Annotated in this window: 1 protein-coding gene; it reads left to right on the forward strand. The window is 75.3% G+C overall.

Features of this window, described 5'->3' with window-relative positions; translation table 11 throughout:
* Positions 1 to 67: 67 nt before the first annotated feature.
* Entirely contained in the window at positions 68 to 22,801 is a 22,734-nt protein-coding gene (locus OG519_RS13805) for a non-ribosomal peptide synthase/polyketide synthase (protein WP_405583053.1), read from the forward strand.
* Positions 22,802 to 22,856: the final 55 nt, after the last annotated feature.

The raw sequence follows: 22,856 nt of genomic DNA on the forward strand, positions 1-22,856 counted from the left end.
AGGCACGGACCCTGTGTCGGATATCTCTGCTGGTTCGGGTACTTCGGCTTTTTGGCGTGCGGCGGAGGTGCCGGCGACGGAGGCGAAGGCGGTGGCGGTGACGGTGGCGGACTACTGGCAGGAACGGCTGGTCCCGCTGCCGCGGGAGACTCCGCTCCCCGTCGACTTCCCGTACCCGGCGCGGCCCGCGGACGCCCGTTTCGCCGGTTTCCTGACGCGCGGGACGGCGCTGACCCTCCACACCGACGCCGTGACCCAACTGGCCGCCTATGTCGCGCTGTTGCACCGCTACGCGAGCGGTTCCGACGACATCACCGTGGGACATGACGGGCTGCCGCTGCGGATCACCGTCGACCCCGCCGCTTCGTTCGCCGAGCTGCGGGCCCAAGTCGCCGCGGCGGTCGAGTCGGCGGCGGCCCGCCGGGTGCCGCTCGACGCGCTCGCGGCAAGGCTGCGGCCGGAACCGACGCGGGGCGGGGGGCTGTTCTTCAATACGGCGTTCAGCGCGGTGAGTGGCGGGTCGGACGACTTCGGCCACGGTCCCGGCGGCGGGTCCGAGGGCGGCCTGGGCGGCGACTCCGGCGGCGGTCCCGGCGGCGACGTGGCTGGGGGTGCCGGGCCCGGCGCCCTGGACGGCGCCGCCGCCCCGCTCGACCTCGTCCTGGCGGCGACGGCGGCGCGGGCGCGGCTCACCTACCGGCCCGGCCTCTTCCGACCCGCCACCGTCGACCGGCTGTTGGACCACTACGCGCGGCTGCTCGCCGACGCCGTGGCACACCCCCTGACCCCGGTCGGCGACCTGGCGCTCCTCGGCGACGACGAGCGGCACCGCCTGCTCGTCGAGTGGAACGCCACCGAGCACGACGTGCCGCTCGCGACCTGGCCGGAGATGTTCGCCGAGCAGGTCAGGACGCGGCCGGACGCGATCGCGCTGGTCTTCGAGGACACCCGCCTCACGTACGCCGAACTCGACGCGCGGGCAAGTCGGTTGGCGCACGCGCTGGTCGCCCGCGGCGCCGGTCCCGAGCGCGTGGTGGCCCTCGCGGTGCCGCGCTCCGCCGAGCTGATCGTCGCCGAGGTGGCCGTACTCAAGTCCGGTGCGGCGTATCTGCCGATCGACACGGATTACCCGGCCGACCGCATCGCGTACACCCTCGCCGACGCGGCCCCGGTCTGCCTCGTCACGACCTCCGGGATGGTCGCGGAACTGCCGCCGGACACCGGCGCCGACCTGCTGGTCCTCGACGCGCCCGGCACCGTCGCCGAACTGGCGGGCCACCCGGCCGAGGATCCCGACCGCGGGGGTTTGTCGACGGCCAACGCCGCCTACGTGATCTACACCTCGGGCTCGACCGGGCGGCCCAAGGGCGTCGTGCTGTCGCACGCCGGGGTGGCCGGACTCGTCGCCACCCAGCGCGAGCGCTTCGGCATCGGACCCCACAGCCGGGTGCTTCAATTCGCCTCGCCCAGCTTCGACGTCGCCTTCTGGGACCTGTGCCTCGGCCTGCTCTCCGGCGGCCGGCTCGTGGTCGTCCCCGCCGAGCGCCGCGTGCCCGGCGCGCCGCTCGCCGACTACGCCGCGGCCAACGGGATCACCTTCATGATCCTGCCGCCCGCGCTGCTCGCCGCCATGCCCGATGACGTCGAGCTTCCGCCCTCGGCGACGCTGTTGGCCGGGACCGAGCGGGTCTCCCCCGAGCTCGTGCGGCGGTACGCGCGCGGCCGGATGATGTTCAACGCGTACGGCCCCACCGAGGCGACCACCAACTCCACGCTCGGGCGGTGCGATCCGGACACCGCGCCCGGCACCGTCGTGCCCATCGGCGTGCCCGATCCCGGTACGCGGGCGTACGTGCTCGACGGGCGGCTGCGACCGGTGCCCGCGGGCGTTCCCGGCGAGCTCTATCTCGGCGGCGCCGGGCTCGCCCGCGGCTACCTCGGCCGGCCCGCGCTGACCGCGGAACGCTTCGTCGCCGATCCGTTCGGCGCGCCGGGCGAACGGCTCTATCGCACCGGTGACCTGGTGTGTTGGCGGGCCGACGGCCGGCTGGAGTTCCTCGGCCGGGCCGACGACCAGGTCAAGATCCGCGGCTTCCGGATCGAGCCGGGCGAGATCGAGTCCGTGCTGCGTGCCCACCCCGGCGTCGCCCAGGCCGCCGTCGTGGTCCGCGAGGACCGCCCCGGCGACCGGCGGCTCGCCGCGTACGTCGTCCCGTCGCTCGACCGCGAGGCGGATGTCGCCGAGTGGAAGGACCTGCACGAACTCCTCTACGCGGCGGCCGGCTCCGACGGGTTCCAGGAGAACTTCGCGGGCTGGAACAGCATGTACGACGGGCTGCCGATCCCGCTCGCCGACATGCGGGAGTGGCGCGGGGCCACGGTGGACCGGATCGCTGGGTTGCGGCCGCGCCGGGTGCTGGAGATCGGGGTCGGCAGTGGGCTGTTGCTGTCCCGGCTCGCCCCGGACTGCGAGAGCTACTGGGGGACGGACCTTTCGGCGGCGGCGATCGGCGCGTTGGCGGAGCAGGTCCGGGGCGTCCCCGGTCTCGCGGACCGCGTCGAGCTGCGCGTCCGCCCGGCGCACGACACTTCGGGGCTGCCCCGGGGCCACTTCGACACGGTGATCATCAACTCGGTCGCGCAGTACTTCCCGAGCGTCGACTATCTCACCGACGTCCTGCACGCGGCGGCGGCCCTGCTGGCCCCCGGCGGAAAGCTCTTCCTCGGCGACATCCGCAACCTCCGGCTGCTGCGGACGCTGCGAGCGGCGGTCGCCCTGACGGGCGGCGCCGCGGCTGAGCCCGCCGACAAGGACGCGCTGCGCGCCGCCGTCGACCGCGCCGTCACCTGGGAAGGCGAACTCCTTCTCGACCCCGACTACTTCACCTCCCTCCCCGCCTTCACCCCCACCATCCACGTCAAACGCGGCACCCACCACAACGAACTCACCCGCTACCGCTACGACGTCATCCTCCACCCGACCGCCCCGGGCGCCGTTCCCAGCACGACGACCCCCGACGCGGCGCCAGCCGACCGCGTCCCGGCCCAATCCGCGGGCCCGGCCCCGGAAGCGCTGGGCTGCGCCGCAGGAAACGCCGCCGACGCCCGGGCAGCCGAGCGGTCCGGGGCCGCTCCGGTGACCCCGCCTGTCGGCCGCGCGACGGGCCATGCGGGTGGCACCCACCCGCAAGCGCCCGAGCAAGAACCGACCGGGGCCACCGGCACGGACCCCGACGCACCCGGCGCCCCCGCGGGACATGCGGGTGGCGCCGGGGCTGCCCTGGACGAGCGGGAGCTGGTCTGGTCGGGCGGGAGCACACTGGATGGGCTGGATGGGCTGCTGGGCGGGGTCGATCGGCCCGGGCGGCTGCGGGTGAGGGGGGTGCCGAATGGGCGGCTGGGGGAGGATCTGGCGGCTTGGAGGGACGTGGATGACCGCGGGCGGCCGGTGGCGGGGGTGGGCGTCGGGGTTGATCCTGAGGCGTTGTACGGGCTGGCCGCTCGTCGGGGGTACCGGTGTGCCGTCACCTGGGACGGCGGGGCCGACGACGGGAGTCTGGACGTCGTGTTCGCGCTCGGCGACACCCCGTTCGGCACGCTGTACCGGCCCGGAGGCGGGCGCCCGTACGCCAACCGGCCCGCGCCGTTCCGTGACGTCACCGCGCTGATGCGGACGCTGCGCGCGCACGCCGAGGGGTCGTTGCCCGCTTATATGGTGCCCGCCGCCCTGGTGCCGCTCGACGCGCTGCCGGTCACCGCCAGCGGCAAGCTGGACGCCGCCGCCCTCCCCGTGCCCGATTACGCCGCCCTCAGCTCGGGGCGGCCCCCGGGCGACGCCCGCGAGGAGGTGCTCTGCGGGCTGTACGCGCAGGCGCTCGGCCTGCGCTCGGTCTCCGTCGACGACGACTTCTTCGCGCTCGGCGGCGACAGCATCCTCGCCATCCGCTTCCTGGTCCTGGCCCGCCGGGCGGGCCTCGGCCTCACCCCGCGCGATATCTTCCGGCACCGCACCGTCGCCGCCCTCGCCCACGTCGTGCAAACCACCGGCGCCGACCCCGCGGCACCGGACGACGACGCCCCGCTGCTGCGGCTGACCGACGCCGAACTAGGAGCCCTCCAGGGCGAGTACCCGGTCGCCATCGCCGACGTCCTGCCGCTCAGCCCGCTCCAGGAAGGCTTCTTCTTCCACGCCCTGGTCGACGGCTCCGACCAGCGGGAGTACGTCGTCCAGCAGGCCGTCGAACTGTCCGGCGCGGTCGACGGCGACACCCTGCGCCGCGCCGCGGGCCGCCTCCTGGCACGGCACGCCCCGCTGCGCGCCTGCTTCCGGCAGCTCGCCGGCGGCCGCCCGATCCAGATCATCGCCGACGGGCTCGAACTCCCCTGGCGCGAGGTCGACCTCTCCGTCCAGGCGGCGGCCATCCGCGACCCGCTCGCCGACGCCGTCGCGGCCGACGAGCGCACCCAGGGCTTCGACCTGGCCGAACCCCCGCTGCTGCGCTGCGCGCTGATACGGCTCGGCGACGGGCACAGCCGGCTGCTGCTGACCTTCCACCACATCGTGGCCGACGGCTGGTCGCTGCCGATCCTGCACCGCGAGCTGATGGCCTGCTACGCGGACACCCCGGTCGGCCTGCCCGACGTCACCCCCTACCGCGCCCATCTGCGCCGGCTCGCCGCCGCCGACCGGGACGCCGCCCGCGCCGCCTGGCGTACCGCGCTGGCCGGTGTCGACGAGCCCACCCGGTTCGTCGACGCCCCCGCGCACGCCACCCCCGACGGCGCGGTGACCGAACCCGCCCAGGTCCAGGTCGCGTTGTCCGAGCGGGCGACCGCGCGGCTGGCCGCCCGCGCCCGGGAGCACGGCCTGACCCTGGGCACGGTCGTGCAGGGCGCGTGGGGTCTGCTGCTCGGCCGGCTGACGGGCCGTCAGGACGTGGTCTTCGGCACCACGGTCTCCGGCCGCGACGCGGCGGTCGACGGCGTCGAGTCGATGGTCGGGCTGTTCATCAACACCCTTCCGACGCGGCTGCGCTGGGACCCGGCCGACACCCTCGCCGGGCTGCTCGCCCGCCTCCAGCTCGAACAGAGCGCCCTGCTGGACCACCAGCACATCGGGCTCGCCGAGGTGCAGCGCGTCGCCGGACTGGCCGGCGCCGGCGAACTCTTCGACACCTTCGTGGTGTTCGAGAACTACCCCGCGGAACCGGGCCTCACCGACCCGTCCGGCGGCGTACGGATCACCGGGCACACCTTCCAGGACGCCGTCCACTACCCGCTCGCCCTGATCGCCAAGCCCGGCCACCGGCTCGACCTGCGGCTCAAGCACCACGCGCACCGCGTCGACGCGGCCACCGTAAGGGCGTTGGCGGACCGGCTGATCCGTGTCCTGCACGCGATCGCCGACGATCCCGCCGGCACCGTGGCCGCCCTCGACCTGCTGTCGCCGCGGGAGAGGGCCGCCGCGCACCTCGAAGGCGCCGCCCGACCCGTCGCCGCGACCACGCTCACCGCGGCCTTCGCCGAGCGGGCGGCCCGTACCCCGGACGCCACCGCCGTGGTCTTCGGCGCGCGGACCCTCAGCTACCGGGAACTCGCCGACCACGCCGCCGCCTTGGCGCGCAGACTGCGGGCCCGGGGTGCGGGCCCTGAGCGGTTCGTCGCCGTCGCCGTGCCGCGTTCCACCGAGCTGATGGTCGCCCTCCTCGGCGTCCTGCGGTCCGGCGCCGCGTATCTGCCGGTCGATCTGGACTACCCGGCGGACCGGGTGGCCCACATGCTCACCGACTCCGGTGTCGGCACGGTGGTCACCACCGCGGCGCACGCGTCCCGTATCCCCGCCGTGGCCGGCCTCTCGGTCCTGGTCATGGACGGGCCGTCCGACGAGACCGCCGGCAAAGAAGCCCAGACCGCTGCCAAAGAAGCCCCGGCCGACGCCGACACCCCGACCACCGCCCCCGCCACCCCCGAAGCGGCGGCCGGTCCCGACCACCCCGCGTACCTGATCTACACCTCCGGCTCCAGCGGCCGGCCCAAAGGCGTGGTCGTCACCCACCGGGCCATCGTCAACCGCCTCGCCTGGATGCAGGGCGAATACCGGCTGACCCCGGCGGACCGGGTGCTCCAGAAGACCCCGGCCAGCTTCGACGTGAGCGTCTGGGAGTTCTTCTGGCCGCTGATCGAGGGCGCGACCGTCGTACTGGCCGCGCCTGACGGGCATCGCGACCCGGCGTACCTGGCCGCGCTGGTCCGCGAACAGGCCGTCACCACCCTGCACTTCGTACCGTCGATGCTCGAAGCCTTTCTGCGGGTCGACGCGGTCACCGGCGACCCGGGATGGGCGGCGACCCTGCGCCACGTGTTCAGCAGCGGCGAGGCGCTGCCCGCGGCCGCCGCCGCCCGCTGGCTGGCGCTGACCGGCGTCCCCCCGCACAACCTCTACGGCCCGACCGAGGCCGCCGTCGACGTCACCCACCACCCCTATGACGGCGGTTCCGCCACCCCCGTGCCCATCGGCCGCCCGGTCTGGAACACCGGGCTGCGCGTGCTCGACGGCTGCCTGCGCCCGGTACCCGCCGACGTGCCCGGCGAGCTGTACGTGACCGGTGTGCAACTGGCCCGCGGCTATCACGCCCGCCCGTCGCTGACCGCCGAGCGGTTCGTCGCCGACCCGTTCGGCGCGCCCGGTACCCGTATGTACCGCACCGGTGACCTGGTGCGGCGCCGGGCGGACGGCACGGTCGAATACCTCGGCCGCACCGACCGGCAGCTCAAGCTGCGGGGCAACCGGGTGGAACCGGGGGAGATCGAGGCCGCGTTGGCCGGTCTGCCGGCCGTCGGCCAGGCGGCGGTGACCGTCGTCGGCGGCCGGCTGACCGCCTATGTGGTGCCGGCCGCTGACGGCGGCCTGACCGACACATCGGCCCTGCGCGCGGCGATGGCGGCGGCGCTGCCCGCCCCCATGGTGCCGGACGCCTACGTCGTCCTGGCGGCGCTGCCGCTCACGCCGAGCGGCAAGCTGGACCACGCCGCGCTGCCAGCGCCCGACCTGGACCGGACCCCGTCACGCGGCCCGCGCACCGAGCCGGAACGGGTGCTCGCCGCGATCTTCGCGGCGGTGCTCGACCTGGCGGAGGCGGGCGTCGAGGACGACTTCTTCCTGCTGGGCGGCGACAGCATCAGCTCGATCAGCGTGTCGAGCCGGGCCCGGGCCGCGGGGCTTCGGCTCGACCCGCGCGATGTGTTCGAGCACCGTACGCCCGCCGCTCTCGCCGAAGCCGCGGCCACTGCCGCCGCCACCGCCGTACCCCGGCCGGCGGTTCGCCCCGCCGCGCCCTCCCTGGACCTCACCGCCGAGGAGACCGCCCGGATCCACCGCCTCGGCGGCGGCGAGGTGGTGGACGTCTGGCCGCTCGCGCCGCTCCAGGAGGGCCTGTTCTTCCACTCCTCCTACGACTCCTACGACTCCCACAGCTCCCCCGCCGCCGGCACCCTCGACGTCTACACCGTCCACGAGTCCTTCGACCTCGCCGAACCCGTGGACACCGGCCGGCTGCGCGCCGCCGCCCGGACCCTGCTGGCCCGCAACCCCAGCCTGCGCGCCGGATTCACCAGCGACGGGCTGCGCCGGCCGGTCCAGTTCATCGTCCGCGACCCCGAGGTCCCCCTCGACGAGGTGGACCTGTCCGCGCTGCCCGCCGCCGAACAGGACGTGCGGCTGGCCGAGTTGACGGCCGCCGAGCGGACCCGCCGCTTCGACCTGGCGGCGCCGCCGCTGCTGCGCATGCTGCTGGTACACCTCGGCGCCGAGCGCGGCGACCGGCTGGTGATCGGCCGGCACCTCATCCTGTGGGACGGCTGGTCGGCGTGGCTCTTCCTCGACCAGCTCTTCGCGCTGTACGCGTCCGGTGGCGACGACGCGGCGCTGCCCAGCCCCGGCTCCTACCGCGACTATCTGACCTGGCTCGACGGCCAGGACGACGACGAGGCCGCCGCCGCCTGGCGCACCGCCCTGACCGGGCCGGCCGAGCCGACGCTGATCGCCCCCGGCGCCGTCGAGCAGGGCCTGGTGCCGGTCATCCCGGAAGAAATCGGCACGCGGCTGCCCGCCGAACTGTCCGACCGGCTCCGCGACACCGCCCGGGGGAATGGCCTCACCCTCAACACCCTGCTCAACGCGGCCTGGGGGCTCACCCTCGCCGCCGCCACCGGCCGGACCGACGTGGTGTTCGGCACGACCGTCGCCGGACGGCCCAGCCAGGTGCCCGACGTCGAGAACGTCATCGGCATGTTCCTCAACACCGTGCCGGCCCGGATCGCGTACGACCCGGCCGAGTCCGTGCTCGACCTGCTCCGCCGGATCCAGCGCGAGCGGCTGGCCCTGATGCCGTACGAGTATCTGGGCCTCGGTGTGCTCCAGGCCGAGACCGGCCACCGGCGGCTGTTCGACACGCTGTTCGTCCTGCGTGACAACGACACCGAGGAACGGCTGGCGCGGCTGCGCGCGCGGTACGCGGTGACCGCCGTCGCCAATGTCGACGCCACCCACTACCCGGTCAACCTGATCGTGACGCCGGGGCGGCGCATCACCGTCACCCTCACCCACCGCGCCGACGTCATCGGTCACGACCTGGCGGGCGGCCTGCTGGACCGCTTCGGTCATCTGCTGGAGCGCCTCTCCCACGACCTGACCGCGCCGGTCGGCCGTCTCGACCCGCTGCTGGCCGGCGAACGCGCCGCGCTGGCGCGGGAGCACACGGCCGCCCGGGTGCCCGTCCCCGAGGAGACCGTCGCCGACCTCCTCGCGGCGCAGGCCGCCCGTACCCCGGACGCCACCGCCCTCGTCTTCGGGGACCGCGTCCTCAGCTACGCGGAACTCGACGCCGCCGTGAACCGGACCGCCCGGCTGCTGCTGGCCAGGGGCGCGGGTCCGGAGCGGGTCGTCGCCCTCGGGCTGCCGCGGTCCATCGACACGGTGGTGGCGCTCTTCGCGGTGCTGCGCACCGGCGCCGCCTACCTGCCGCTGGAGCTGGACCATCCCGCCGACCGTCTCGCGCTGATGCTCGCGGACGCCCGGCCGCTGCTGCTGCTGACCACCGCCGCCGTCTCCGCGCGCCTGGCGGGCGACATGCCGCGGCTGCTGCTCGACGACCCGGCCGTCATCGCCGAGTTGGCCGCGCTCCCGGCCGACCGCGTCACCGAACGCTTCAGCCTCGACCACCCCGCCTACGTCATCTACACCTCCGGCTCGACCGGCCGCCCCAAGGGTGTCGTCACGCCCTACCGGGGGCTGACCAACATGCGGCTCAACCACCGGAAGGAGATCTTCGCGCCCGCCGTCGCCGCGGCCGGCGGGCGCCGGCTGCGGATCGCGCACACCGTCTCCTTCGCCTTCGACATGTCCTGGGAGGAACTGCTCTGGCTGGTCGAGGGCCACGAGGTGCACGTGTGCGACGAGGAACTGCGCAGGGACGCCGAGGCGTTGGTGGCGTACTGCGCGGACCACCGCGTCGACGTCGTCAACGTCACCCCGACCTACGCCCGGCTCCTCATCGAGGAAGGGCTGCTCGAAGGCCATGTGCCGGCGCTGGTGCTGCTCGGCGGCGAGGCCGTCCCCGAGACGGTCTGGTCGCGGCTGCGCGACACCGAGGGCACCTACGGCTACAACCTGTACGGCCCCACCGAGTACACCATCAACACCCTCGGCGGCGGTACGCACGACAGCGCCACCCCGACCGTCGGCCGCCCGATCCGCGGCACCCGCGCGCACATCCTGGACGCCTGGCTGCGCCCCGTACCGCGGGGCGTGGCCGGTGAGTTGTACATCGCCGGCGTCGGACTCGCCCGCGGCTACCTCGACCGTCCCGCGCTGACCGCCGAGCGGTTCGTCGCCGATCCGGCGGGTCTGCCGGGCGAGCGCATGTACCGCACCGGGGACCTGGTGCGCCGCCGCCCCGACGGCGCCCTGGACTTCCTCGGCCGCACCGACGACCAGGTCAAGATCCGCGGCTACCGGGTGGAGTTGGGCGAGATCGAGGCGGCGCTCAGCCGCCATCCCGCGGTGTCCCAGGCCGCGGTGGCGGTCCGCGAGGAGCGGCTGGTCGGCTATGTCGTACCGGCCCGGCTCTCCGGCGCGCGGCGGGAGTCCGCGGAGCGGGCGCAGGTCGAGGAGTGGCAGGAGATCTACTCCGACGAGTACGAGGAGATCGGCACCGCCGTCTTCACCGAGGAGTACGCGGGCTGGGACAGCTCCTACGACGGCCGCCCCATCCCCTTCGACCACATGCACGAGTGGCGGGAGGCAACGGTCGCGCGCATCCGCGAACTGCGGCCCCGCCGGGTGCTGGAGATCGGTGTCGGCTCCGGGCTGCTGCTCTCCCGGCTGGCGCCGGACGCCGAGGCGTACTGGGCGACCGACTTCGCCGCCCCGGTGATCCGCAAGATCGGCGCGGAACTGCGCCGCGACCCCGCGCTGGCCGCCAAGGTGGAGCTGCGCTGCCGCCCGGCGGACGACCTCGGCGGGCTGCCCACGGGCTACTTCGACACCGTCGTCATCAACTCCGTCATCCAGTACTTCCCGAGCGCCGACTACCTCACCACGGTGCTGCGCGGTGCGATGGACCTGCTCGCGCCGGGCGGCGCGCTCTTCGTCGGCGACGTGCGCAACCTGCGGCTGGCCCGCGCCTTCCACACCGAGATCGCCCTGGCGCAGGGCCTGTCCGGAGCCGAACTCGGCCGGGCGGTCGAGCGCGGACTGCGGCTTGAGAAGGAACTCCTGCTGGACCCGGACTACTTCGCGCACCTGGGCTACGGCCTGGATCTGCGCACCAAGCGCGGCCGCCACCACAACGAGCTGACCCGCCACCGCTACGACGCGGTGCTGTACCGGGGCGCCCCGGACGCGCCGCTCGGCGACGCGCCGGCCACCCGCTGGCGGGCGGGGCTCGACCTGGCCGAAGTGCTGGGCGCGGCGCGCCCGGAGCGGCTGCGGCTCACCGCACTCCCGGACGGCCGGCTCGACCCCGCGGGCGTCGACCCCGAGGCGCTGCACGACCTGTCCGCCGCCTTCGGCTACCGGACGCTGACCACCTGGTCACGCGAACCGGGCACCTATGACGCCGTGTTCGTCCCCACCGGCGACCTGCGGGTGACGGCCGGCCTCTACGTTCCGGGCGGCGGCGCCGAACCGTACGCCAACGACCCGGCCGGCGCGCGGGACGCGAGCGCCCTGGTCCGGCGGTTGCGCGAGGACCTCAAGCGGCAACTGCCCGAATACATGGTGCCGGCCGCCTTCGTCACCCTCGACCGGCTGCCCATGAACGACAACGGCAAGCTGGACCTGCGGGCGCTGCCCGACGCCGAACCCGCGGTCGCACTGGGCGGCGGGCGCGGCCCCCGGACGCCGCGGGAAGAGGCTCTGTGCGGGCTCTTCGCCGATGTGCTCGGGCTGCCCGCGGTCGGCGCCGAGGACGACTTCTTCGAGCTGGGCGGCCACTCCCTGCTCGCCACCCGGCTGGTCAGCCGGGCGCGCGTGGAACTCGGCGCCGAACTCGCCATCCGTGACCTCTTCGAGGCGCCCACTCCCGCCCTGCTGGCCGGCCGGACGGACACCGGCCGCGCCGCCCGCCCCGCCCTCACCCCGGTTCCGGCCGCCGAGCGCCCCGCCCGGATCCCGCTGTCGGCGGCCCAGCGCCGGCTCTGGCTGATCGGCCGGCTCGACGACGGCGCGGCCGCGTACAACTTCCCGCTGGTCTTCCGGCTGCGCGGTGAACTGGACACGGACGCGCTGCGCCGGGCGCTGCGCGATGTGACCGGCCGGCACGAGGCGCTGCGGACGGTCTTCGCGGAGCACGAAGGGGAGCCGTACCAGCGGGTGCTGGCCGCCGCCGAGGCCGTACCGGACTTCACCGTGACCGACCGCACGCCGGATCGGCCGGACGCGCCGGACGGCACGGGCGTGCTGGAGGACCCGGACGCGCTGGACGGGCTGAAGCCGCTGATCGAGGTCGCGGCGCGGCGCCCCTTCGACCTGTCACGCCAACTGCCGCTGCGAATCGAGGTGTTCAGGCTCGGCCCGGCCGACCACGTGATCGCCGTCGTCCTGCACCACATCACCACCGACGAGTGGTCCGACCGGCCCTTCCTCGCCGACCTCGACACCGCCTACGCGGCCCGCGCCGCCGGGAAGGCCCCCGACTGGGCCCCGCTGCCGGTGAGTTACACCGACTACACGCTCTGGCAGGAGCGGCTGCTCGACGAGGTCGGCGCGGCGCAACGCGCCTACTGGACCACCGCCCTGCGCGACCTGCCCGACGAACTCGCCCTGCCGCTGGACCGGCCGCGCCCCGCCGAGCCCACCGGACGCGGCGGCACGGTGAGCCGCGAGCTGCCCCGCGAGGTGGCGGCGGCGCTGCGCGAGCTGTCCGCGGCGACCGGCAGCAGCATGTTCATGGTGCTCCAGGCGGCCACCGCCGCCCTGTTGCACCGGCTGGGCGCCGGGGAGGACATCCCGCTGGGCGCGCCCATCGCCGGCCGTACCGACAGCGCGCTGGACGACCTGGTCGGCTTCTTCGTCAACACCCTGGTGCTGCGCGCCGATCTGTCCGGCGACGGACTCACCTTCCGCCGACTGCTCGGCCGGGTACGGGAGTCGGCGCTGGCCGCCTACGAACACCAGGACCTGCCCTTCGACCGGGTGGTCGAGGCGGTCAACCCGCCGCGCGTCGCCGGGCGCAACCCGCTCTTCCAGGTGATGCTCGGCTACCACTTCCGCCCGGCCGGCGACCCCGACCTGCTCGGGCTGCCCACCGAGTGGCCCGTCCTGGCGCACGGCACGGCCAAGTTCGACCTCGACTTCACCTTCGTGGACGAGGGCGAGGCGGCCGGCCGGCTCACCCTGCTCCTCGAATACGCCGCCGACCTGTTCGACCCGGACACGGCCGGACTCCTCGCCGAACGCCTGGTGCTGCTGCTGCGGCAGGCCGCCGCGACCCCTGACCTGCCGCTGGCCGCCATCGACGTGCTGACCCCCGCCGAGCGCGCGGCCGCCGCCGGGGCCTGGAACGCCACCGACCGGCCGGTCGAGACCCGCGCCGTACCGGAGATCCTCGCGGCCACCGCGCGCGCCCACCCCGACCGGACGGCCCTGGTCACCGCCGCCGGGCGGCTGACCTTCGCCGAACTCGCCGCCCGCGTCGACGACGTGGCGGCCCTGCTGCGGGGCCGCGGCGCCGGCGACGGCGCGGTGGTCGGCCTGGCCCTGCCCCGGCACGAGATGGTGCCGGCCGTGCTGGGCGTGCTCACCGCGGGCGCGGCCTATCTGCCGCTCGACCCCGACCTCCCCGCCCACCGGCTGGCGTTCATGCTCGCCGACGCGGCGCCCGCGCTCGTGCTGACCACCACCGCCCTGGGCGGCCGGCTGCCCGCGTCGAGCGCGTTCGGCACGGTGGCGCTCGACGGGCCGCTCCCGGCCGCCCCGCGCCCCGAACCGCGCACGTATCGGAGTCAGTCGGCCGCGTACACGATCTACACCTCCGGCTCCACCGGCACCCCCAAGGGTGTCGTCGGCACCCACCGGGGCCTGAGCAATCTCTACGCCGCCCACCGCCGCGACCTGCTCGACCCCGCCGTCCGTGCCACCGGACGGGACACGCTGCGCGCCGTGCACGCGGCCTCCTTCAGCTTCGACGGCTCCTGGGAGCCGCTGCTGTGGCTGCTGGCCGGCCATGAACTGCATGTCGTGGACGAGGCCACCCAGGTGGACCCGGCCGCGCTGCTGGCGTATCTCGACGCTCAGGCCATCGATTTCGTCGACCTCACCCCGAGCTATCTGCGGGAACTGCTGCACCACGGCTTCCTCACGCCCGGCAGCCGCACACCCGCCGTCATCGCCGTCGGCGGCGAGGCCACCCCGGCCGCCCTGTGGCAGCGGCTCACCGCACTGCCCGGCACCGCCGTCCACGACCTGTACGGGCCCACCGAGTGCGCGGTCGACGCCTACGGCTGGCACGGCGGCGACACCGGCCGGGCGCCCTGGGCCGCCCCGCTCGACAACATCCGCGCCCACGTGCTGGACGAACGGCTGCGGCCCGCGCCCGTCGGGGTGCCCGGCGAGCTCTACCTGGCCGGCGAAGGGCTCGCCCGCGGCTACCACAACCGCCCCGGACTCACCGCCGGCCGCTTCGTGGCCAGCCCCTACGACGCGCCCGGCGCGCGCATGTACCGCACCGGGGACCTGGTGCGGCGCCGCCCCGACGGCACCCTGGTCTTCCTCGGCCGGGCCGACGACCAGGTCAAGCTGCGCGGCTTCCGGATCGAACCGGGCGAGACCGAGGCCGTCGTGACCGCGCACCCGGACGTCTCGGCCGCCGCGGTGGTGGTCCGCGAGGACTCCCCCGGCATCCCGCGGCTGGTCGCTTACGTGGTGCCCGTGTCCGGCCGCGCGCCGGACGCCGCCGCGCTGCGCGCCCACGCCGGGGCCGCGCTGCCCGGGCACATGGTGCCCGCGGCCTTCGTCACCCTCGACCGGCTGCCGCGTACCGTCAACGGCAAACTCGACCAGGAGGCCCTGCCCGCACCGGACTTCGCGGCGGCGGCCGGCGGACGCCGGCCGCGCACCCCGCGCGAGGAGGTGCTCTGCGAGCAGTTCGCCGCCGTGCTCGGCGTCGACGGGATCGGCATCGACGACGACTTCTTCGCGCTCGGCGGCCACTCGCTGCTCGCGATGCGGCTGATCAGCCGGATCCGTACGGTCCTGGGCGCCGAGGTGCCGCTGCGCGCGGTCTTCGACACCCCCACCGTGGCCCGGCTCGCCGCCCGCCTGGACGCGGACGGCCCCGCCCGGCGCGCCCTCACCGCCGGGCGGGCCGGGCGACTCGGGCAGCCGGACCAGCCAGGCCAGCCGGGTCTGGAGCGGCTGCCGCTGTCCGCCGCCCAGACGCGGCTGTGGGTGCTGCACCAGGTGGAGGGCCCCCACCCCGCCTACACCATCCCGGCGGCCTGGCGGCTCACCGGCCGGCTCGACCGGCAGGCGCTGGCGGCCGCGGTGCACGACCTCGTCACCCGCCACGCCACCTTGCGCACCCTCTTCCCCGTCGAGGACGGCCTGCCCCACCAGCGGATCCTCACCCCCGAGCAGGCCCGTACCGAGATCACCACCGCGCCCCTCGAAGACCTCGGCGCGGCCGCCACGTACGCCTTCGACCTGGCCCGCGAACTCCCGTTGCGCGTCACGCTCTTCGCGGCCGGCCCCGACGAGCACGTACTACTCCTCCTGCTCCACCACATCGCCACCGACGAGTGGTCCGACCGGCCGCTGCTGGCCGACCTGAGCGCGGCCTACGCGGCCCGCACCGCCGGAAGTGCGCCCGACTGGGCGCCGCTGCCGGTGAGTTACGCCGACTACACGCTGTGGCAGCGCGAACTGCTCGCGGACAGCGGCGACGACCTGCTCGCCTACTGGACCGGGGCGCTGCGTGACCTGCCGGCGGAGCTGGCGCTGCCCACCGACCGGCCGCGCCCGCAGGAGCCCGCGCACGGCGGCGGCACCGTGGGCTTCACCGTCCGGCCCGCGGTGGAGCGGGCGCTGCGCGCACTGGCCCGGCGCGAGGGCGCCAGCATGTTCATGGTCCTCCAGGCGGCGGTGGCCGCCCTGCTGCACCGCCTCGGCGCCGGCGACGACATCCCCCTCGGCGCGCCCGTCTCGGGCCGCACCGACGAGCAACTCGACGACCTCGTCGGCTTCTTCGTCAACTCCCTGGTGCTGCGCACCGATCTGTCCGGCGACCCGGACTTCGCCACCCTGCTGCGCCGGGTCCGGGCCACCGACCTGGCCGCGTACGAGCACCAGGACCTGCCGTTCGACCGGCTGGTGGAGGCGCTCAATCCCGAACGCCACCTGTCCAGGCACCCGTTGTTCCAGGTGATGGTCGTCCATCTGGCCGGTCCGGCCGGCCTGCCCGCCTTCCCCGGGCTGACCGCGCGCCCAGAACCGGTCGGCCAGGAGTCCGCCAAGTTCGACCTCAGCTTCGACTTCGTGGAGCAGGGCGAGGGCGGCGGCATCCAGGGCTGGCTCGAATACAGCGCCGACCTCTTCGACCGCGGTACCGCCGAGCGGTTGGGACAGCGGCTGGTGAGCCTGCTCGACCAGGTCACCGAAGACCCGCGGCGCCCACTGGCGCAACTCGACATCCTCGACGCGGAGGAGCGGGCGACGGTCGTCACCGAGTGGAACGACACCGCCCACGAGGTCCCGGCCGGCACCCTGCCGGAGCTGTTCAGCGCCCAGGCCGCGCGCACCCCCGATGCCACCGCCCTGGTCTTCGAGGGCACCACCCTGAGCTACACCGAACTCGACGCCCGGGTCGAGCGGTTGGCGCACGCGCTGGCCGCGGCCGGGGTCGGCCCGGAGCGCACCTGCGCCGTCGTCCTGCCGCGCTCGGCGGCCCTGGTCGTCGCGCTGCTCGCGGTGCACCGGGCCGGCGGCGCCTACCTGCCGCTGGAGCCGGGCGACCCGGCGCCCCGCCTCGGCTTCATGCTCGCCGACGCCCGCCCCGTGTGCGTCGTCACCGCCGAGGGCGTCGCGCTCCCGCACCCCGGCATCCCGCGCCTGGAGGTCGACGAGGCGGGTGCGGCGCGCCCCGGCACCCCGGAGGCGCCGCTGCCCGGGTCCTACGATCCGCGCCACCCGGCGTACGTGATCTACACCTCGGGCTCCACCGGCCGTCCCAAGGGCGTCGTCGTCCCGCAGGCGGGCATCGTCAACCGGATCGCCTGGATGCAGGGGCGGTACGGACTGACCGCCGGGGAACGGGTGCTCCAGAAGACCGTGTCGAGCTTCGACGTGTCCGTGTGGGAGTTCTTCTGGCCGCTGGTGACCGGGGCGACCCTGGTGGTGGCCCGGCCCGACGGGCACCGCGACCCCGCCTACCTCGCCGCCCTGATCCGCGAACACGCGGTGACCACCGCGCACTTCGTGCCCTCGATGCTCCGGGCGTTCCTCGACGAACCGGCCGGCGCCCGCCGCACCGGGCTGCGCCGGGTGATGTGCAGCGGCGAGGCCCTGCCCGCCCCGCTCGCCCGCCGCTTCCACGAGGTGCTCGGCACGGCGCGGCTGCACAACCTCTACGGTCCCACCGAGGCGTCCGTCGACGTCACCGCCCACGAGGTGGTACCCGGCGCGCCCGCCGCGCCCATCGGCCGCCCGGTGTGGAACACCCGCGCCTACGTGCTGGATGGCGCGCTGCGCCCGGTGCCGCCCGGTGTGCCGGGCGAGTTGTACCTGGCCGGCGTCCAGTTGGCCCGGGGCTACCTGGGCCGGGCGGCGCTGACCGCGGAGCGGTTCACCGCCGACCCGTACGGCCCGGCCGGCACCCGGATGTACCGGACGGGCGACCTGGCGCGCTGGACGCGGCACGGCGAGCTGGAGTACCTGGGCCGGGCGGACGACCAGGTGAAGCTGCGCGGGTTCCGGGTCGAACCCGGCGAGGTCGAGGCCGCGCTGGCGGGCCACCCGGCCGTAGCCCACGCCACCGTCGTCCTGCGGGACGAGCGCCTGGTGGCGTACGTGGTCCCGGTCGGGGGCGCGGCCCCCGACCCGGCCGAGCTGCGCGCCCACGCCGCCACCGCGCTGCCGGGACACATGGTGCCGGCCGCCGTCGTCGTGCTGGCCGCCCTGCCGCTCACCGCCAGCGGCAAGCTGGACCGCCGCGCGCTGCCGGCCCCCGACTTCGCCGCCGAGGTGACGCCGGCGCGGCCGGCGACGCCGCGCGAGGCGCGGCTGTGCGAGCTGATCGCCGCCGTCCTCGGCCTGGAACGGGTCGGACCCGGCGACGACTTCTTCGCCCTCGGCGGCGACAGCATCATCGCCCTGCAACTGGTCGGCCGCAGCCGCGCGGCGGGGCTGGCGATCACGCCGCGCGATGTCTTCCGGCACAAGACGGCCGCCGGACTGGCCACGGTGGCAACGGACTTCGTCCCGGCCGCCGGGCCCGCCATCCACGGCGAGCACGCCGAGACCGCCGAGACCGCCGAGCACGACGGCCGCGACGGCCGGGGCGACCGCGACGCGCGCGCCGGGCTGCTCGACCTCACCGAGGACGAACGGGCCGAACTGCGCGACACCTCGGGCGCCGCCCTGCTGCCGCTGTCGGCGCTCCAGGCCGGCCTGCTCTTCCACGCCTCCTTCGACTCCGGCGACCAGGGCCCGGACGTCTACACCGTCCAGGTCTCCTACGACATCGAGGGACCGCTGGACGCCGACCGGCTGCGCGCCGCCGGGCAGACCCTGCTCGACCGGCACGAGAGCCTCAGGTCAGGCTTCCGCTATCTGTCCAGCGGCCGCCCGGTGGCAGTGGCCCCCCGGTCGGTGCGGCTGCCCTGGCGGCACGTCGACCTCACCGGCGGCGACGCCGGATGGGAGCGGCTGCTGCGCCAGGAGCGGCGCCGCTTCGACCCGGCCGAACCGCCGCTGCTGCGGCTGCTGCTCGCCCGGCTCGGCGACGGGCGGCACCGCCTGGTCCTCTCCCACCAGCACCTGCTGCTCGACGGCTGGTCCGTACCCCTGGTGACGGCCGAGCTGGCGCGGCTCTACGACGGCGGGGCCGAGCCGCCCGCCCCCGTCCCCGTTCCCTACCGCGACTACCTGCGCTGGCTCGCCCGCCGGGACACCGCGGCCTCGCGGGCGGCGTGGGCGGCGGCCCTCGACGGCCTGGCCGAGCCGACCCACCTCGCGCCGGCGGATCCGAACCGCGCCCCGGTCGTACCGAGCACCCACACCGTGGAGTTGGCGGCGGAGCTGACCGACGCGCTCACCGCGCTCGCCCGGCGCCGCGGCCTGACCGTCAACACCCTGGTGCAGGGTGCCTGGGGGATCCTGCTGTCCCGGCTCACCGGCCGTGACGACGTGGTCTTCGGGGCGACCGTCGCCGGGCGTCCGCCGGAGCTCGACGGCGTCGAGTCGATGATCGGCCTGTTCATCAACACCGTCCCGGTGCGGGTGCTGATCCGCGACGAGGAACCCGTCGCCGCGTTCCTGGACCGGCTCCAGGACGAGCAGTCACGGCTCATCGACCACCAACACCTCGGGCTCGCCGACATCCAGCGCCGGGCGGGGCTCGGCGAACTCTTCGACACCCTGGTGGTGTTCGAGTCCTACCCCGTCGCCGACGACGACCGCGACGCGACCGGGCTGACGATGACCGTCCGCGACCACCAGGACTCCACCCACTACCCCTTCGCCTGGGCCGTGGAACCGGCCGAACGGCTGCGGCTGACCGCCGAGTTCAGGCCCGACCTGTTCTCCCCGGCGACCGCCGCCCGGCTGGCCGACTCGATGGCCGCCCTCTTCGCGGCGATGTGCGCGACCCCCGAACTGCCGTTGGGGCGCCTCGACATCCTCACCCCCGCCGACCGGCACAGCGTCCTGCACACCTGGAACGACACCGCGCTGCCCGCAGGACCCGCTGACCCCGGTGATCCCGGTGCATCCGCCGACCCCGGCACCGTCCCGGCGCTCTTCGCCGCCCAGGCGGCGGTCACCCCCGACGCGACGGCCGTCACCGACCAGGCCGTCAGCCGGACCTTCGCCGAACTGGCCGAGCGTGTCGACCGGTTGGCGCGGGTGCTGGCCGCCCACGGCGCGGGGCCCGAGCGCGTCGTGGCGCTGTCGCTGCCGCGGACGGCCGACCACATCACCGCGATCCTGGCGGTGCTGGCGGCAGGCGCCGCCTGTCTGCCGCTGGACGCCGAACTGCCCGCGGAACGGCTGCGCGGCGTGCTCGCCGACGCCCGCCCGGTGCTGATCCTCACCACCGCGGCGCACGAGGCCGCCTTCGCCGGGTCCGGGGTCCGCCGGCTGCTGATCGAGCGGACCGAGGACCTGCCGCAGCGAGAACCCCGGCCGCCCGCCCCCGACCACCCGGCCTACGTCATCTACACCTCGGGATCGACCGGAAAACCGAAGGGCGTGGTCGTCACCCATCGCGGCCTCGCCAACCTCTTCCGCAGCCACCGCCACGACCTGTACGACCGGGCCAAGGAGCTGACCGGCAGGCGCCATCTTCGGGTCGGCCACGCCTGGTCGTTCTCCTTCGACGCGTCCTGGCAGCCCCAACTGTGGCTGCTCGACGGCCACGCGCTGCACATCGTGGACGACGAGACCCGCCGGGACGCGGAGTCGCTCGCCGCCTTCGTCCGCGACCGGCGGCTGGACTTCATCGAGGTCACCCCGTCGCTGCTGGCGCGGATGGCCGAGGCCGGCCTGATCCGCGACGGCCACTGCCCGCTGGCCGTCGTCGGTGTCGGCGGCGAGGCCGTACCCGACTCCCTCTGGTCCCAACTGGGCGCCCTGGCACCGACCGAGGCGTTCAACCTGTACGGCCCGACCGAGGCCACGGTGGACGCCCTCGTCGGCCGGGTCCGGGACAGCCGGCGGCCGGTCATCGGGCGCCCGGTGCACAACTCCCGCGCTTACGTGCTCGACGCGGCGCTGCGGCCGGTGCCGCCCGGTGTCACCGGCGAGCTGTATCTGGCCGGTCCAGGACTGGCCCGCGGCTACCTCGGCCGCCCCGACCTGACCGCCGAGCGGTTCGTCGCCGACCCGTACGGCCCGGCCGGCGGCCGGATGTACCGCAGCGGCGACCTGGCCCGCTGGACCGAGGACGGCCTGCTGGAGTACGCGGGCCGCTCCGACGACCAGGTCAAGATCCGCGGCTACCGGGTCGAACTCGGCGAGGTGGAGGCCGCGTTGGCCGCCCATCCGTCGGTGGCCGAGGTCGTGGTCCTGGCCCGCGAGGACCGGCCGGGCGTCAAGCGGCTGGTCGGTTACGTGGTGGCCGCCGACGGCCGTGGCGCGGACCCGGCCGCGCTGCGCGCCCACGTGGCGGGCGTGCTGCCGGAGTACATGGTGCCGGCCGCCGTGGTGGTCCTCGACCGGCTTCCGCTGCTCTCCAACGGCAAGCTGGACCGCAAGGCGCTGCCCGCCCCGGACTTCACCGCGGCCGCCGGCGGGCGTCCGCCCCGGACGGACACCGAACGGGCCCTGTGCGCGGTCGTCGCCGACGTCCTCGGGCTGCCCGTGGAAGCCGTCGGCGCCGACGACGACTTCTTCGCCCTCGGCGGCGACAGCATCGTGGCGATGCGGCTGGTCAGCCGGGCCCGCACGGCGGGGCTGCGGATCACCCCGCGCCAGGTCTTCCAGCACCGTGACGCCGCCGCGCTGGCCGGGGTCGCCGTGCCGCTGGACGCCGCGGAACGGACCAGGACCCACGATGACGGCACCGGCGACGTGCCGCTCACCCCGATCATGCACGCGCTGCGCGAACGCGGCGGCCCGATCGGCGGCTACCACCAGGCCGCCCTGCTGCGGACCCCGGCGGCGCTGGACGAGATCCGGCTGCTGGCCGTACTGCGGGCGGTCGCCGACCGGCACGACATGCTGCGGGCCCGGCTCGTACGCGACCGGTCCGACGGCACCGGCCCGACCGCCCTCAAGGGCACCCGCCTCGACGCCGCGCCCACCTCGCCGTCCCCGCCGTCCCCGGCGTCCCCGGCGTCCCCGGCGTCCCCGGCGGGCGGGAGCGGCGAGTCGTGGACGCTGCGGGTGCCGCCGCCGGGCGCGGTCGACGTGGCGGACTGGCTGAGCCGGGCCGACGTGACCGGTCTGGACGACGCGGGCCTGCGGGCGGCCATCGCCGAGCGGGCCGCCGCCGCCCGCGACCGACTCGACCCGGACGGGGGCGCCATGGTGCGGGCCGTCTGGTTCGACGCGGGTCCCGGGCGTCCCGGGCGGCTGCTGCTGCTCGTCCACCACCTGGTCGTGGACGGTGTGTCGTGGCGGATCCTGCTGCCCGACCTCGCCGCCGCCTGGGAGCAGGCGGCGGCCGGCCGGACGCCCGAGCTCGCCCCCGTCGACCTCTCGTTCCGGCGCTGGTCGCGGCAACTCGCCGCGCGGGCCGCCGCGCCGGTCACCGAGGACGAACTGCCGCTGTGGCGTTCGGTGCTGGCCGACGGCGCCACCCTGCCGCTCGCCCGACCGCTCGACCCCAGCCGGGACACCGTCGAAACCACCCGCTATCTGTCGCTGACCCTGCCGGCCGAGGTCACCGCCCCGCTGCTGAGCCGGGTCCCGGCGGCTTTCGGCGCGACCGTCAACGACGTGCTGCTGACCGCTTTCGCGCTCGCCGTCGCGCAGTGGCGGCCCCGGCTGACCGGGACCGCCACGGGCAACGCCGTACTGGTGGACCTGGAGGGCCACGGGCGGGAGGAGGAGCTGGTGGCCACCGGCGAGGCCGATCTGTCCCGTACGGTCGGCTGGTTCACCAGCGTGGTGCCGGTCAGGCTCGACCCGGGCACCGTCGATCTGGCGGACGCCTTCGCCGGCGGCCCGGCGCTGGACGCGGCGGTCGCCCGGATCGGGGCGCACCTGGCCGCGCTGCCCGTGGCGGGTGTCGGCCACGGCCTGCTGCGCCACCTCAACCCGCTGACCGGTCCTGGGGTGGCCCGGCTCGGCGAACCGCAGATCGAGTTCAACTACATGGGCCGCTTCGACCACCCCGAGGGCGCCGACTGGTCGTACGCCGAGGAGAGCGACGCGGCCGACCTCGACGCGGACCCCGGGATGCCGATGTCGCACGCGCTGACCGTCAACGCCCTCACCGAGGACCGGCCGGAAGGACCCGAGCTGAGCGCCCACTGGGGCTTCGCCGCCGGGCTGGTGACCGAGGAGGCGGTCGGGGACCTGGCGCGGACCTGGTTCCTGGCGCTGCGCGCCTTGGTGGCTCGCGCCGGGCGGCTTCACCGGTGAGGAAGCGCTGTGCGGGCCGACGCGGGCCGACGCCGGCCCGCTGGAGAACCGCAGC

This window comes from Streptomyces sp. NBC_01190 (genome assembly GCF_045039895.1).
Lineage (GTDB): Bacteria > Actinomycetota > Actinomycetes > Streptomycetales > Streptomycetaceae > Actinacidiphila.